Annotated in this window: 15 protein-coding genes; 5 read left to right on the top strand and 10 right to left on the bottom strand. The window is 65.0% G+C overall.

What is annotated here, in order from left to right; genetic code table 11:
* Positions 1-3 precede the first annotated feature (3 nt).
* A complete protein-coding gene (locus K9B33_RS05480) occupies positions 4-801 on the bottom strand; it encodes a TrmH family RNA methyltransferase (RefSeq protein ID WP_224547255.1) in 798 nt (265 codons plus the stop codon).
* Positions 802-931: 130 nt separating this feature from the next.
* On the opposite strand from K9B33_RS05480, the gene K9B33_RS05475 reads away from it, so the two are divergent.
* Both K9B33_RS05475 and K9B33_RS23220 read left to right on the top strand, forming a co-directional pair.
* Positions 932-2,053 (top strand): AI-2E family transporter, encoded by a 1,122-nt coding sequence (locus tag K9B33_RS05475; RefSeq protein ID WP_224547253.1) that lies wholly within the window; start codon positions 932-934, stop codon positions 2,051-2,053.
* A 402-nt stretch (positions 2,054-2,455) separates the two neighbouring features.
* Entirely contained in the window at positions 2,456-2,860 is a 405-nt protein-coding gene (locus tag K9B33_RS23220; protein WP_411973988.1) for an OmpA family protein, read from the top strand.
* A gap of 56 nt (positions 2,861-2,916) precedes the next feature.
* On the opposite strand, the gene K9B33_RS05465 is transcribed toward K9B33_RS23220, so the two are convergent.
* From K9B33_RS05465 to K9B33_RS05440, 6 genes are all read right to left on the bottom strand, one after another.
* Entirely contained in the window at positions 2,917-3,189 is a 273-nt protein-coding gene (locus tag K9B33_RS05465; protein WP_224547251.1) for an HPr family phosphocarrier protein, read from the bottom strand.
* Positions 3,186-3,590, bottom strand: a complete 405-nt coding sequence (locus tag K9B33_RS05460) for a PTS sugar transporter subunit IIA (protein ID WP_037477253.1) — start codon at positions 3,588-3,590, stop codon at positions 3,186-3,188. Before K9B33_RS05460 ends, K9B33_RS05465 begins: the two co-directional genes overlap by 4 nt.
* Positions 3,591-3,612: 22 nt before the next feature.
* Entirely contained in the window at positions 3,613-4,545 is a 933-nt protein-coding gene (gene rapZ / locus K9B33_RS05455) for an RNase adapter RapZ (protein ID WP_224547249.1), read from the bottom strand.
* A complete protein-coding gene (locus K9B33_RS05450) occupies positions 4,542-4,991 on the bottom strand; it encodes an HPr kinase/phosphorylase (RefSeq protein ID WP_224547247.1) in 450 nt (149 codons plus the stop codon). Before K9B33_RS05450 ends, rapZ begins: the two co-directional genes overlap by 4 nt.
* Before the next feature lie 64 nt (positions 4,992-5,055).
* Complete coding sequence (locus K9B33_RS05445; protein WP_224547245.1) at positions 5,056-6,657, bottom strand: sensor histidine kinase; 1,602 nt, start codon at positions 6,655-6,657, stop codon at positions 5,056-5,058.
* Entirely contained in the window at positions 6,626-7,330 is a 705-nt protein-coding gene (locus tag K9B33_RS05440; RefSeq protein ID WP_224547243.1) for a response regulator transcription factor, read from the bottom strand. The genes K9B33_RS05445 and K9B33_RS05440 overlap by 32 nt, the downstream gene beginning before the upstream one ends.
* A 277-nt stretch (positions 7,331-7,607) precedes the next feature.
* Between K9B33_RS05440 and K9B33_RS05435 the strand changes: the two genes are divergently transcribed.
* The 3 genes from K9B33_RS05435 to K9B33_RS05425 all read left to right on the top strand — a co-directional run bounded on the left by K9B33_RS05435 (position 7,608) and on the right by K9B33_RS05425 (position 10,639).
* Positions 7,608-9,209, top strand: a complete 1,602-nt coding sequence (locus tag K9B33_RS05435) for a phosphoenolpyruvate carboxykinase (protein ID WP_224547241.1) — start codon at positions 7,608-7,610, stop codon at positions 9,207-9,209.
* A gap of 118 nt (positions 9,210-9,327) precedes the next feature.
* Positions 9,328-9,639: a hypothetical protein gene (locus K9B33_RS05430; protein WP_224547240.1), complete on the top strand. Its 312-nt coding sequence runs from the start codon at positions 9,328-9,330 to the stop codon at positions 9,637-9,639.
* A gap of 181 nt (positions 9,640-9,820) precedes the next feature.
* Entirely contained in the window at positions 9,821-10,639 is an 819-nt protein-coding gene (locus K9B33_RS05425; RefSeq protein WP_224547239.1) for a ferredoxin--NADP reductase, read from the top strand.
* A 169-nt stretch (positions 10,640-10,808) separates the two neighbouring features.
* Here K9B33_RS05425 and K9B33_RS05420 read toward each other — a convergent pair whose 3' ends face one another.
* From K9B33_RS05420 to K9B33_RS05410, 3 genes are all read right to left on the bottom strand, one after another.
* The gene (locus K9B33_RS05420) at positions 10,809-12,635 is read right to left on the bottom strand and encodes a DUF885 domain-containing protein (RefSeq protein WP_224547238.1); all 1,827 of its coding nucleotides are present in this window, start codon (positions 12,633-12,635) and stop codon (positions 10,809-10,811) included.
* 251 nt (positions 12,636-12,886) lie between these two features.
* Positions 12,887-13,333, bottom strand: a complete 447-nt coding sequence (locus tag K9B33_RS05415; RefSeq protein ID WP_224547237.1) for an NfeD family protein — start codon at positions 13,331-13,333, stop codon at positions 12,887-12,889.
* A gap of 148 nt (positions 13,334-13,481) precedes the next feature.
* The gene (locus tag K9B33_RS05410; protein WP_224547419.1) at positions 13,482-14,456 is read right to left on the bottom strand and encodes an SPFH domain-containing protein; all 975 of its coding nucleotides are present in this window, start codon (positions 14,454-14,456) and stop codon (positions 13,482-13,484) included.
* Between the last annotated feature and the right edge of the window lie 64 nt (positions 14,457-14,520).

Genomic DNA, 14,520 nt, shown 5'->3' with positions numbered 1-14,520 from the left:
GGCCTATCTTTTTCGTTTCTGGTTCAACAATTCATAGGCCATGACCGCTGTCGCCACCGCGGCGTTCAGGCTGTCCGCCTTGCCCAGCATCGGCATCTTCACCAGCAGGTCGCATTCGGCCTCGTAGGCTTCGGGCAGACCCTGCGCTTCGTTGCCGACCAGCAGGAAGCTGGGGCTGGCGTAGCGCGGTTGCTGATAGTCGTGGGTCGCCTTCAGGCTGGTGCCGATCAGTTCGCCCGGTCCCTGCCGCAGCCAGTGCATGAATTCGCCCCAGCGCGCCTGGGTGATCGACTGGGTGAAGAGCGCCCCCATGGAGGCGCGTACCGATTCGACCGAGAAGGGATCGACGCAGTCGTCGATGAGGATCAGGCCGCCCGCGCCGACCGCGTCGCCCGTGCGCAATATGGTGCCGAGATTGCCGGGATCGCGCAGCGACTGGGCGACGATCCAGATATCCGACTTGGTACGGTCCAGCCTGTCGAGCGGGGTAAGCCGGTCGCGATAGACGCCGACAACCGCCTGTGCATTGTCCTTGCCGCTGATCTTGGACAGGATGTCGGGCGTGGTTTCGATGACGTCGCCGCCGGTCGCCTCCATCGCGTCGATCAGGTCCAGCGCCAGGGGATGGGTGGAGCCGGCGTGGAACAGCATTTCGGGCAGCACGCCTTCCTCGCGCGCTTCGGTCAGGATGCGCAGCCCTTCGGCCAGGAACAGTCCCTCGGCCTTGCGATGCTTTTTTTCCCGCAAGCTGCGGACGCGCTTCACCAGCGGGTTGGAAAATCCGATGATCTCGCGTGCCACGTCTGTCGCTGGTCCCAAATGAGCGGAAGGAAGCGGCTTCCTTAGCCATGGAAAGGTGAAAAGGACAGGGGGAAGCCGATGCGCATCTTCCACGATGGATTTGAATCGCGAATTTTGCGAAGGGTCGCCGATGGACGCCAAAACACCCCCGCCACCCGTCACGCCCGCCCCGGTGCCGCCGCTGCATGTCTCGCCCCGCATCGAGGACGGATTTTTCCTGGGTGTCGTGCTGGTCGTGTCCATCGCGTTCGCGCTGGTGATCGAGCCTTTCTTCGCCGCCGTGCTGTGGGGCGTGATCGCCGCGATCCTGTTCGCGCCGCTCAACCGGCAGATATTGTCGGCCATTCCCACGCATCGCAATGGCGCGGCGCTCATCACCCTGTTCCTGATCCTGGGGGTGGTGATCGTCCCCGCTTTCGTGCTGGGTGCGGCGCTGTTGCAGGAAGGCGCCTATTTCTATGCCAAGATCCAGTCGGGCGAGATTAATTTCGTGCGGCTGTTCGGGCAGGTGCTGGCGGCGGTGCCCGATTGGGCGACGCCCTATCTGCGGCGGCTGGGCCTGACCAATTTCTATGCGGCGCAGGATATGGTGACCAAGGGCGTCACCAGCAGTTTCCGCACGCTGGCGGCGCAGGCGTTCCAGATCGGGCAGAGCGCGTTCAGCTTCTTCGTGGCGCTGGGCGTCATGTTGTACCTGACCTATTTCCTGTTGCGCGACGGGGAAATGCTGTCGCAGCGCATCGCGGCGGCCGCGCCGCTGCGGGCCAGCCAGCGGCAGGCGCTGATCGAACAGTTCGTGATCGTCATCCGCGCCACGATCAAGGGCAGCATCGTCGTCGCCATCGTGCAGGGCTTGATCGGGGGCATCGTCTTCTGGGCCTTGGGCATACAGGGCGCGCTGCTGTGGGGTGTGTTGATGGGCGCCTTCTCCCTGCTGCCCGCGGTCGGCACCGCCATCGTCTGGGTGCCGGTGGCGATCTACCTGTTCGCGACCGGGGCGATGTGGCAGGGGGGCGTGCTGGTGGTGTGCGGCGCATTGGTCATCGGGTCGGTCGACAATGTGCTGCGCCCGATCCTGGTGGGGCGTGAGACGCGGATTCCCGACTATGTCGTACTGATATCGACGCTCGGTGGGCTGGAGATGTTCGGCTTCAACGGCATCGTCATCGGCCCGGTGATCGCGGCCCTGTTCATCGCGACCTGGGATATCTTCACGCGGATGCGGAGCGCGGCGGAGGCGGTGGAGGGATAGCGATGGCGCCCCTGGCCGACGTTCACACCGTTGTCGGGTGAATCGGGCAATAGTGCCGGTAAAGCCACGGGGAAGTAAGGCTGGGGCTATGGCGACGCCATGGTTGGGTAACGGGTGGGTCACGCCGCTGCGCGAGTGACGCGGCGCGCGCGCGACAGGTGCGCGGTGGCGGCGGTTGGGCAGGGGGCGTGGCGGGACTGGTTCATCTTTCAGGATAGACCAGAGAAAATCCTACATTGGAAGGGGTTTGGGGAAGGGGTTTGGCCGGGGGCGCTTCGGCGTCACGGTTGCACGCTCGCTGCGCATGCCGCCCACCCCTAACCCCTTCCTTGAAAGGGACGGGGATGTCTTGGAGCGACCAGAAGCGGAAGTTGACGTCTGGCTCAGACAACATAAGATTTTATGATGATTAGACAGATTCTGTTCGTCGCGACAGTCGCCATATTTTCGCCCGCGCCAGCCTCGGCTTTGACATGCGCGCCGGGGCCATGGATCGTGTTTTTCGATGAAAATGCAGCATATGCCGATAGAAACGCACGGGATGTGCTTAACGATGTAAGCCGAGCAATTGGCAGTTGTGGCTCGCCTCGGGTAATGCTGGAGGGGCACACAGATACTCAAGAAAATAGACGATTAGCGTTTGACCGGTTGGACATGGTTCGCTCCTATCTTGAAGCGCATGGAATGCCGCATCGATCAATTACTGTTCGATCTTTCGGTTCTCGTCATCCGCGCATCGCTCGGAAAGATGATATGACTGAACGACAAAATCGTCGCGTGGAAATATATTTTGCGCCCCTGATGTAAAGCTCGACCCAAAATGCGGTAGGCCCGTTTTCCACCCATGACGAACAACCGCAGCCTCACTCCTCGCCGAACTTGTCCTCGACCAGGCCGACCAGCTTGCCCAGCGAATCGGCGGCTTCGGGACCGGTGGCCTTGATTATGATGCTGTCTCCCATGGCGGCGCCCAGCATCATCAGGCCCATGATCGACGTGCCGGTGACATGGTTGCCGTCCTTGCTCACCAGGATGTCGGCAGGCAGGCCGCTGGCCAGGGTCACGAATTTGGCGCTGGCGCGGGCGTGGAGGCCGCGCTTGTTGCTGATACGGACTTCCTGGCTGATTTCATTCATGTGGTGCTGCCCAACAGTTCCGACGCGACGCTGATATATTTCTGCCCGGCTTCGCGCGCGGCGGCAACAGCGGCGCGCACGTCCATCACCTTGCGCGCGCTTTCCAGGCGGATGAGCATGGGCAGGTTGATGCCCGCGATCACCTCGATCTCGCCGGCTTTCAGCAGCGAGATGGCGAGGTTGGAGGGGGTGCCGCCGAACAGGTCGGTCAGCAGGATCACGCCCGATCCGTCATTGACGCGGGCGACCGCCGTCGCGATGTCCGCGCGGCGCAGTTCCATGTCGTCTTCCGGCCCGATGCAGATCGTTTCGATCTGCTGCTGGGGGCCGACAACATGTTCCATAGCCACGACAAATTCGGTCGCCAGCGACCCATGGGTGACGAGTACGAGTCCAATCATGTGCTTCTGCGGCCCACCTGCTTCATGATATTGCTTTCGGGCCTCCCGGACGGCGCTTCTCCAGACTATCCTGGGGCGTCGATTCAATATTGCGGTGCAAGACCGTGGGCGAAAAGCCCGCATCTTGCAAGTAGTTCGCGACGCGCTCTGCCACATGGACCGAACGATGCTTGCCCCCGGTACAGCCGAAGGCCACGGTAATATAGGCCTTTCCGCCTTCCGAATAGCGCGGCAGCAGGGTGGCGAGCAGGTCCTCGATCTTGCCGACCGCTTCCTCATAGGCGGGATCTTCGCGGATATAGGCGGCGACCTCCGGGTCCAGCCCGGTCCGTGGGCGCAGGCTGGCGTCCCAGTGCGGATTGCGCAGGAAGCGCATGTCGAACATCAGGTCGGCATTGCGGGGCACGCCGCGCGAAAAGCCGAAGGAGAGGATGGTCAGCACCGGGTCGGACAGGCGTTCGCGGGAAAAACGGCTGCGAATTTCCTGTTGCAGGGAATTGCTGGTGAAGCCGGTGGTGTCGATGACCTGGGTCGCCCAGCGGCGCAGCGGTTCGGTCAGTTCGCGTTCGCGGGCGATGCCGTCGGCGGCCGGGCGGTCGAGCGCGAGCGGGTGGCGGCGGCGCGTCTCGGCGAAGCGGCGTTCCAGTTCCGTGCCGGAGCAATCGAGGAACAGGGTTTCGATGTCATGGCCATGGCGTTCGCGCATCGCCTTGATCCGCTGGACGATGGCGTTGGCGTCGAAATCGCGGGTGCGCGCGTCGATGCCCAGCGCCAGCGGCCGCTCGTCCGCACCGGCATGGCCCGCGGGCAGGGGCGTGTCGAGCAGCCGGTCGAGCAGGACGAGGGGGAGGTTGTCCACTACCTCCCAGCCCATATCCTCCAGCGTCTTGAGCGCGGTGGTCTTGCCCGCGCCCGACAGGCCGGACAGCAGGAGGATGGTCTTGGGCTGGGTCATGGCGCCGCCGCATCCTTCAGCCCCAGCGCCTTGAACGCCAGTTCGACCTTGATTGGGGCGGAGGCTTCGAACGGGGCGATCTTCACCACCGGCACATCGATACCCGCGACGGTGCGATGGACCGGTTCGAGCGGCATCCGGTCGACCGGGTCGAACAGGTCGGCGATCAGCGCAACCGGCGCGTCGGACAGCGCGGCCATCGCGACGATGCCGATGCCGCGTACCTCCATCTTGCCCCGGATCGTGTCCGGCGCGGTGGCGATGAGGCGCCCGTCGACGCGTTTCACGAGCGTATAATCGTCGCTGACCAGCACGGCGCCACGGTCGATCAGGCGCAGGGCCAGGTCGGACTTGCCGCTGCCGCTTGGCCCGCGCAGCAATATGACGCGGCCATCAATGGCCACGCTCGTTGCGTGGAGCGTTTCTGATGAAAGTGCGCGCGCCATATCCCCGACCTCCTTCTAGCCTGAGTCGGCGATGATGGGAATGCCGTTGCCGCCGTCTTTCGTCCTATTCCGAAACGATGCCGGGATCGCGCTCCACCGCCATCGGCAGGCGCAGGATGAAGCGGGCGCCGCTCTGGGCATCCTCGCGGTCGCCGATGCCGATCTTGCCCTGATGCCCTTCGATGATCGAGCGGGCGATGGCGAGGCCCAGGCCCGAATGCTTGCCGAACGCTTCCCCTTCCGGCCGGACGCTGTGGAAGCGCCGGAAAATATGTTCGCGCTCGGACGGCGGGACGCCCGGCCCTTCATCCTCGACGCTGACCAGCACTTCATGATCGGCGACGGTGGCGATGATCTGGACCAGGCCGTCGTCGGGGGAGAAGGACACGGCATTGTCAATCAGATTGTCGAGCACGCGGATCAGCCGGCCTTCTTCGCCCAGCACCACGGCGACATCCTTGCGCGGGCGGGCAAAGGCGAGGCGGATGCCGCGCGGCACGCCGCGCGCTTCGCGGGCGATCACCATGCGTTCGATAAGCAGGCCAAGGTCGATCGGCTCGAAGCGGGTGCGCGACAATTCGGCATCGACGCGCGAGGCTTCGGCGATGTCGGTGACGAGGCGATCGAGCCGGCGGACATCATCCTGCGCGATTTCCATCAACTGGTCGCGCAGGTCGGGCCGGTCCGCCCCGACCCGGTCGAGCGCGTCGAGGGCGGAGCGCAGCGAGGCGATCGGGTTCTTGAGTTCATGACTGACATCGGCGGCGAAGGCGTCGGTCGCGTCGATCCGCTGGCGCAGCGCATGGCTCATGTCGGACAGGGCGCGGGCGAGCATCCCGATCTCGTCGCGCCGTTCGGGCAGGCGCGGCACGGTCACTTCGCGCGCCCGGCCGAGGCGGACACGGACGGCGGCGCGGGCGAGGCGCTGGAGCGGGCGGACGATGGTGCGCGCCAGGAACAGCGAGAGCAGCACCGAGGCGAGCGCCGCGACGGCCAGCACCATGCCCAGGCGCAGCCGTTCGGCGCGCACGATGCGGGTGATGTCGCGGGCGTTTTCGGTCGCCAGCAGCGCCGTGCCGTCGCGCACCTGCGTCGCGGCCGAAATCATGAAGGTGCGGTCGGGGGCGTAGCGGTTCATCGCCTGCGGCTGGCCGGTCTTGCGGGCCAGCAGCAGTTCGGGCCAGGCCTCGGCGCGATCGACCGTGGGCTCGATGAAGTCGGGCGGGCGGTCGGCCGACACGATCCGGTCCACCGCCTTGTCGAGGAAACGGGCGACATGGCGCTGCCATTCCTCTTCGGATGGCAGGCGCAGGCGGTAGCGCGGCGCATCCATGGTGAAGCTGTCGGCGATCAGGCCGCCGCCGGCGGCATAGCGGCGCACCCGGTCGCCGGTCTGGCGCGAATAGGCGGCGATCAGGGCATCATGCCGATCGGCAGGGGCGTTTTCGAGGCCGATGGCGAGCAGCTTCAATTCGCGCGCGGATTGTTCCAGCCGGGCATCGACGATGCGCGTGCGATAGCTGTCGAGATAGAAGAAGCCCCCCGCCAGCAGCGCCAGCGCGAAGACGTTGACGGCCAGGATGCGCGGGGTGAGGCTGATCCGGCCGGACCAGCGCAACCCGGCATCGCTGCCGTCACTCCTCCGAGAAACGATATCCGGCGCCATAGAGGGTGTCGATTGCATTGAAGTCGGAGTCCACCTCGCGGAATTTGCGCCGCAGCCGCTTGATATGGCTGTCGATCGTGCGGTCGTCGACATAGACGTCGTCCTGATAGGCGGCGTCCATCAACTGGTTGCGGTTCTTGACCACGCCGGGGCGCTGCGCAAGGGTTTCCAGAATAAGGAATTCGGTGACGGTCAGCGTGACGTCCTGGCCGTTCCACTTCACCCGATGGCGCGCCGGGTCCATTTCCAGCCGGCCGCGTATGATCGGGTCGGCGACCGGCTCGTCCGGTGCGTCGGGCGTCTTGCTGACTTCGGCGCGGCGCAGGATGGCGCGGATGCGCGCCAGCAGCAGCCGCTGGGAAAAGGGCTTGGCGATATAATCGTCCGCGCCCATGGCGAGGCCCAGCGCTTCGTCCAGCTCATCCGCCTTGGACGTCAGAAAGATGACCGGCATCTGGCTCTTTTCGCGCAGGCGGCGGAGCAGTTCCAGCCCGTCCATGCGCGGCATCTTGATGTCGAAGACGGCGAGGTCGGCCGGGTTGTCCAGCAGCGCCTTGAGCGCGCTTTCGGGATCGGAATAGATGCGCGTGAGAAAGCCTTCGGTCTGCAGCGCGATCGACACCGATGTCAGGATATTCTTGTCGTCATCCACCAGGGCGATGGTTGCGGTCATGCGGTGTCCCATGGTCGTGGAAGGGGGGATATTGGCCAGCGTTAGACCAAGGCGTTGCGCGTCGCAAGAAAGGCGCGCGGATGGTCCTGCGCCACAAGCGTCGATATTCGGGACAAATGGCTGCGCGCGGGGATTTGACGCTTTCCCCGCAAAGCCCTATGCCTTTGATTGTCAGCAGCAAGGGACGCCGTGCCATACAAGCGGCGCCCAAGGGGCGGATCGGTCGCAAGCATGACGAATGACGCGACGCGAGCACAACATATTCAGGAGCAAAGGCGTGCAGGCCAAATCCTCAATCACCCTGGCCGACCAGGGCATCAAGACCAACGCCACCCAATATTGGAATCTGGGCACTGCGCCGCTGGTCGAAGCAGCGGTCCGCAACGGCGAGGGCATATTGTCCAAGGACGGCCCGCTGGTCGTCAAGACCGGCAAGCATACCGGCCGCAGCGCCAAGGACAAGTTCATCGTCCGGGACGCCGAAACCGAATCGACCGTCTGGTGGGGCGACACCAATCGCGGTATGACGCCCGACCATTTCGCGGCGCTGAAGGCGGACTTCTTCAAGGCGCTGGGCGAGAAGGACACGCTCTATGTCGCCGACCTGTTCGGCGGATCGCAGCCCGAACATCGCGTCAATGTGCGCGTCATCAACGAGCGGGCCTGGCACAACCTGTTCATCCGCACGCTGCTGGTGCGGCCCACCGCCGATGAACTGACGGGCTTCGCGCCCGAATATACGATCATCGACCTGCCGACCTTCAAGGCCGATCCGGCGCGTCATGGCTGCCGCAGCGAAACCGTGGTCGCGGTCAATTTCACCGAGAAGCTGATCCTGATCGGCGGCACCGCCTATGCCGGCGAGATGAAGAAGTCGGTCTTCGGCATCCTCAACTATCTGCTGCCGACCAAGGGCGTGATGCCGATGCATTGTTCCGCCAACATCGGCGCGAACGGCGACACGGCGGTCTTCTTCGGCCTGTCCGGCACCGGCAAGACGACGCTGTCGGCCGACGCCAGCCGCACGCTGATCGGCGATGACGAGCATGGCTGGTCGGACACGGCGGTCTTCAATTTCGAGGGCGGCTGCTATGCCAAGATGATCAACCTGTCGGCCGAGGCCGAGCCGGAAATCTTCGCCACCACCAAGCGCTTCGGCACGGTGCTGGAAAATGTCGTGATCGACGAGGAGACTCGCGAGATCGACCTGGACGACAACAGCCTGGCCGAGAATAGCCGCGGTTCCTACCCGATCGACTTCATCCCGAACACGTCGGAAAAGAATCTGGGTCCGGTGCCCAAGACCATCATCTTCCTGACCGCCGACGCCTATGGCGTGCTGCCGCCGATCGCCCGGCTGACTCCGGAACAGGCGATGTATCACTTCCTGTCCGGCTACACCGCGCGCGTCGCGGGGACAGAAATTGGCGTGACCGAGCCGACCGCGACCTTCTCGACCTGCTTCGGTGCGCCGTTCATGCCGCGTCATCCGTCGGTCTACGGCAATCTGCTCAAGGAGCGGATCAACAAGGGCGGCGTCACCTGCTGGCTGGTCAATACCGGCTGGGCGGGCGGCAAGGCGACGATGCCGGGGATCAAGCGGATGCCGATCAAGGTGACGCGCGCGCTGCTGAACGCGGCGCTGGACGGCAGTCTGAACCAGGCCGAATTCCGCACCGATCCCAATTTCGGCTTCGACGTGCCGGTGGCGGTCAATGGCGTGGAGCCGACCATCCTCGACCCGCGCGCCATGTGGGCGGACAAGGACGCCTATGACGCGACGGCGGCGACGCTGGTCAAGGCGTTCGTGGATAATTTCGCCCAGTTCGTGGACCATGTCGACGATGGCGTGCGCGGTGCGGCGCTGGTCGCCGCCTGATCCGAAGCGACGACGTGCAGAAAGAGAGCCGGAGGGGCGACCCTCCGGCTCTTTTGCTTTTGGGCGGACGTGGGTGGTGCTATGCTGGACCCCAATCTTTTTGCGGGAGTGCAAGGGCATGTTCGAGGATATGATCGCAAAGTTCGGCGGGCTGGAAGCGATCGCGGCGCAGATCGGCGTGACGCCAGAGCAGATGCAGGGCCTGATGAGCGAGATCAGCGCCAAGATCGGATCGGGCGAAACCAGCGTGACGGCGCTCGCGGAAACGGCGGCCGAACATGGCGTGTCGGCGGACAAGTTGCAGGCGTTGCTGGGCGCGTTCGGCGGTCCGGAAGCGATATTGGGCAAGCTGGGCGGCATGTTCGACCGCGACGGCGACGGCAATCCGCTCAACGAACTGGGCGGTATCGCCAAGGGCCTGTTCGGCTGACGTTCGGCTTTGGGGCGCCTGCAAAAGCGCGCCCTTGCCGGTAGCAGGTTTATGGCCCCCAAGTTTTTTTGGCCTTGCCTTCACGCGGCGGAGGGGCCATTCGCGGACCTCGATATTATTGCGAACGATCCGCAAAAAGTGTCGCCCGTTGCGACGCTTTGCGCACTGCGAGGATAAGGTGTTGACCGACGTGACGATCGAAAAGCCGGTACTGGAACCCACCGGCGCGCTTTCCGTGGAAACCGTGCTGTCGGTGAAGCACTGGAACGAGCATCTTTTCAGCTTCCGTATCACCCGTCCGGCCGCCTTCCGCTTCCGGTCGGGCGAGTTCATCATGATCGGGCTGAAGGGCGACAATGGCAAGCCGCTGCTGCGTGCTTATTCGATCGCCAGCCCCGCCTGGGACGAGGAAATCGAATTCCTGTCGATCAAAGTGCAGGACGGTCCGCTGACCAGCAAGCTCCAGAAGATCGAGCCGGGCGACCAGATTTATCTCGGCCGCAAGCCGACGGGCACGCTGGTAACCGACGCGCTGCTGCCGGGCAAGCGTTTGTTCATGCTGTCGACCGGCACTGGCTTGGCCCCGTTCCTGAGCCTGCCGCGCGACCCGGACGTCTATGAGTTTTACGAGCAGGTCGTGGTCGTGCATTCGGTGCGCCGGGTGAGCGACCTGGCCTTCCGCGACGAGATGGAAGGCAAATGGTCGGAAGACCCGCTGGTATCGGAGCAGGCGCCTAACCAGTTCCATTATGTGCCGACCGTAACCCGTGAGCCGTTCGATGGTCACACCGCGCGGATCGACAAGCTGGTCGAGAGCGGCGCGCTGTTCGAGGGCATTCCGGGGGCGGCGAAGTTCGATCCCGAAACCGACCGGATCATGATGTGCGGCAGCATGGAGATGATCAAGCAGTTCGGGGCTTATTTCGAGGAACAGGGCTTCACCGAAGGTTCCAATGCGGCGCCGGGGCAGTTCGTGATCGAGCGGGCGTTCGTCGGGTAAAGCAGGTCGAGATGAAGTAGGAAAGGGCCGGGGGAGCGATCCTCCGGCCTTTTTTGTTTGCGCGATCCGTTCGCCCTGAACGAAGTCGAAGGGCGTGACCGAGCGGAGCGAGGTCGGCTTCGCTCCGCTCAGCAGAAGGCTTCGACTTCGCTCAGCCCGAACGGGTTTGTCATGCCCCCTTCCGTTCCGCGATCCAGCTATCGATGCTCTTGCCCAGCACGGTCATCGGCACGCCGCCGCCCTTGACCACCGCGTCGTTGAAGAGGCGGAAGTCGAACCTGTCCCCCAGCGCCTGTTGCGCTTGTGCCCGCAGGCGGACGATTTCGCCATGGCCGACCTTGTAGCCGCAGGCCTGGCCCGGCCAGGCGCAGTAGCGGTCGACTTCGCCCTGAACATCCTCGACCGTCGAGCCGTTGGTGGTGGCGAACCAGTGGATCGCCTTGTCGCGGGTCCAGCGCTTGGCGTGGAGGCCGGTGTCCACCACCAGACGGCAGCAGCGATAGGCGATCGACTGGAGATAGCCCAGCCGCCCGGCGATATCGCCATCATAGGCACCCAGTTCGTCGCCCAGTTGCTCGGCATAGAGCGCCCAGCCTTCGCTATAGGCGTTGAAGGCGAGGAGCGAGCGGATCAGCGGCAGTTTATAGGTATATTCGCCCTGCCAGATATGGCCCGGAATCCCTTCATGATAGCAGAGGGTGGGCAGCGCGTAGCGCGGCCAGATGCTGGTGTCGCGCAGGTTGATATAATAGTTGCCGGGGACCGATCCGTCGATCGTGCCGGGACCGGCATAGGCGCCGGGCGCGCCCGCCTCGATCTCCACCGGCACGCGCTTGACGATCAGTTTGGCGGGCACCAGCGTCGCGAAGGCGCGGGGCAGGCGGGTGCGGATGTCGGCAAGGCGGCCGTCGATGAAGGACAGGATCTGCGCCCGGCCGGCGTCGTCGTTGGGGAAGAGATAGCGGGGGTCTTTGCCCATCGCGGTCATGCGTTCGCCGACCGTGCCTTTGGTCATGCCGAGCTTGCCGAGCAGCCCGTCCATTTCGGACTGGAGCGCGGCGAGCTGGTCGAGGCCGAGCCTATGGACCTCGTCGGGCGCCATGGTCGTGGTGGTCCCGGCCTTGAGCGCCCAGGCGTAATAGCCATCCCCCTGCGGCAGTTTCCACACGCCCGCGTCCATCGTCGCGGTGGCGCGCTGGCGGGTGAGTTCGGCGACCTGGGCGGCGAGGGCGGGGGCGACCTGATCATGGACGATGGCCTGCGCCTTCGCGGCATAATCGCCGGGCATGTCCTTCGTGCGGCGGGCGAGCGAGGCGACCGGCACCCACTGGTCGAGGGGCAGGGCCTGCACCGCCTTCATCTGGCCCAGTGTCTTGTCGAGCAGGAAGGCGGGAGCGGTGACGCCGATGCCGGCGTCATGCTTCAACCGCTCGGTTTCGCCGGCCAGGTTCGCGGCATAGGCGGTCAGGCGGGCGAGATAGGCGTCGGCGTCGGCTGCGTCCTTTATGACATGGTTGCTGTCGAGGAAGTCGGGTGTCTCCACGAAGCTGCCGGTGTTCTGGGCGACCGCATAGGGGCTGTTGCGGTAGGACCAGTTGCTGTTCATGATCGCCATGTCGCCGAAGGGAAAGGCGAAGCCTTCCGTCGCGGTGTCGTGGGCGGTGCGGACCACCTCCACATCGATGCGGGTCGCGGGCGAGAGCGGGGCGAGATCGATGGCGCGCAGCCGGGCGAGGCGGTCCTGCACATGGGCGGCGATCTGCGCCTGGCCGGCGGGCGTCTTGTTGCCGAGGCGGCTTTTGAGCGGCGCGCGCGCGCCGGTGTCGATGCCCAGGCCGCTGGCGCTTTCGGGCGCGTCGGCCAGCATCGCTTCGGCCATGTCGGCCAGCAGCGCCTGCGCAGCGGCGTCCGGGCCGGCGGCGGCGCGGGCGGGGAGGGCGGTCAGGGTGAGGGCGGAAGCGCCGACGGCGAGAAAATCGCGGCGGTTGGTGCGCATGGGGTCGGGGGTCTCCGGTGGGTTGTTGCGGCCAGCTTGGCATATTTTCGTTGGGCACATGGCAGTTTATTTGCGGACGTCGTGGCGCGTGCGAAGCCTGCGAAGTTCACACCATTCTGGCCGACGCCTTTCTGCGGGTCACGAACCGGCGGCGTCGATTCCGCAAATAGGCGGCGGAAAGAGCGCCTGAACCTGAACGAACGACCGCCTCCGGGAAATGGAAATGGGACGTCGGATGGCGGCAAATCCGCCTAAACCCCCTCCACCCGCAACATCGTCCCGTCCGCGCCCACGACCCGCACCCTCGCGCCAGCGTCCGCATCCGCGCCGGTGGCGGTCCAGACGCTGTCGCCGACTTTCACCCGGCCTTCGCCGCCGACGATCGGCTCCACGACGGTCACGGTCTGGCCGATCAGGCGGGCGGTGCGGTCGTTGAGGAGGGGATCGGTGGAGGCGACCGGATTGTCGACATACCAGCGGCGGCCGGCATAGACCGCTGCGATGCTGAGCGCTGCGAACAGCAGGAACTGGAGCGGGAGCGCGATCGGCAGCGCGAGCGCGACGAGGCCGGTGATGGCGGCGGCGATCGCGATCCAGATCAGGAAGACGCCGGGGATCATCACCTCCGCAATGCCCAGCAGGGCCGCGAAGACCAGCCAGCCCCAATGATCCTGGAGCAGGGAGAGAGTGGCAGTCATGGGTGGATGGTCCGATTACGCGTTGGGGAGGTTGGTTTGAAGGACGTCGCAGCGATGTGGAGAAGGAAGGGAAGGGGCTTCGACAGGCGCGGGACGAACGGCCGGGCGCTTGTAACCGTCCAGCGTGATGTGGCTGTCACCATGCCCATCACCCCTGGCTCTGGCCGAAGGGGCCGCGGCGGGGCGGTGCCGGCGGGGTGGGCGCGGGGGTGCCGTCGGCGCCCAGCGCTTCCTTCGCCAGCGCGCCGATGCCGCCCAGCGTACCGATCAGCTGGGTCGCTTCGACCGGGAAGAGGATGGTCTTGGCATTGGGGCTGGTCGCGAACTGACTGACCGCCTCGGTATATTTTTGCGCGATGAAATAGTTGAGCGCCTGCGGATTGCCGGCGGAGATGGCGTCAGAGACCATCTGCGTCGCCTTGGCTTCGGCCTCCGCCTCGCGCTCGCGCGCCTCGGCGTCGCGGAAGGCGGCTTCGCGGCGGCCTTCGGCCTGTAATATCTGGCCCTGCTTTTCGCCCTCGGCGCGCAGGATCTCGGCGGCGCGGGCGCCTTCGGCATCCAGGATGTTGGCGCGCTTCTCGCGCTCCGCCTTCATCTGGCGGCCCATGGCGTTGACGATGTCGGCGGGCGGGCGAATGTCCTTCAGCTCGACGCGGGTGATCTTGATGCCCCAGGCATTGGTGGCGTGATCGACCACGGAAAGCAGGCGGGCGTTGATCTCGTCGCGCTTCGAGAGGGTTTCGTCGAGGTCCATCGAGCCCATGACAGTGCGCAGGTTGGTGGTCGCGAGCTGCATGATCGCGACATAGAGTTCGGACACTTCATAGGCGGCCTTGGCGGCGTCGAGCACCTGGAAGAAGACCACGCCGTCGACCGACACCATGGCGTTGTCCTTGGTGATGATTTCCTGCCCCGGAATGTCGACGACCTGCTCCATCATGTTGATCTTGCGGCCCACGGCGTAGAAGAAGGCGGGGTAGAAATTGAGGCCGGGCCGGGCGACTTCGGTGAAACGGCCGAAGCGTTCGATCGTATATTGATAGCCCTGCCGCACCACCTTCACGCTGACCGCGAGGTAGAAGAGGACGAGGCCCGTGAGCGTCAGTGCGAAGGTCGTCAGCATATCCATGTCTCTCCCCCGGATGTGGGCTTGGATTATGCGCCCTAATCGTTAACGGGGAAAGGCA

Source organism: Sphingobium sp. 3R8, from assembly GCF_020166615.1.
Classification (GTDB): domain Bacteria; phylum Pseudomonadota; class Alphaproteobacteria; order Sphingomonadales; family Sphingomonadaceae; genus Sphingobium; species Sphingobium bisphenolicum.
The sequence above is the reverse complement of the archived record's forward strand: the minus strand, read 5'-3'. Positions and strand labels throughout refer to the sequence as shown.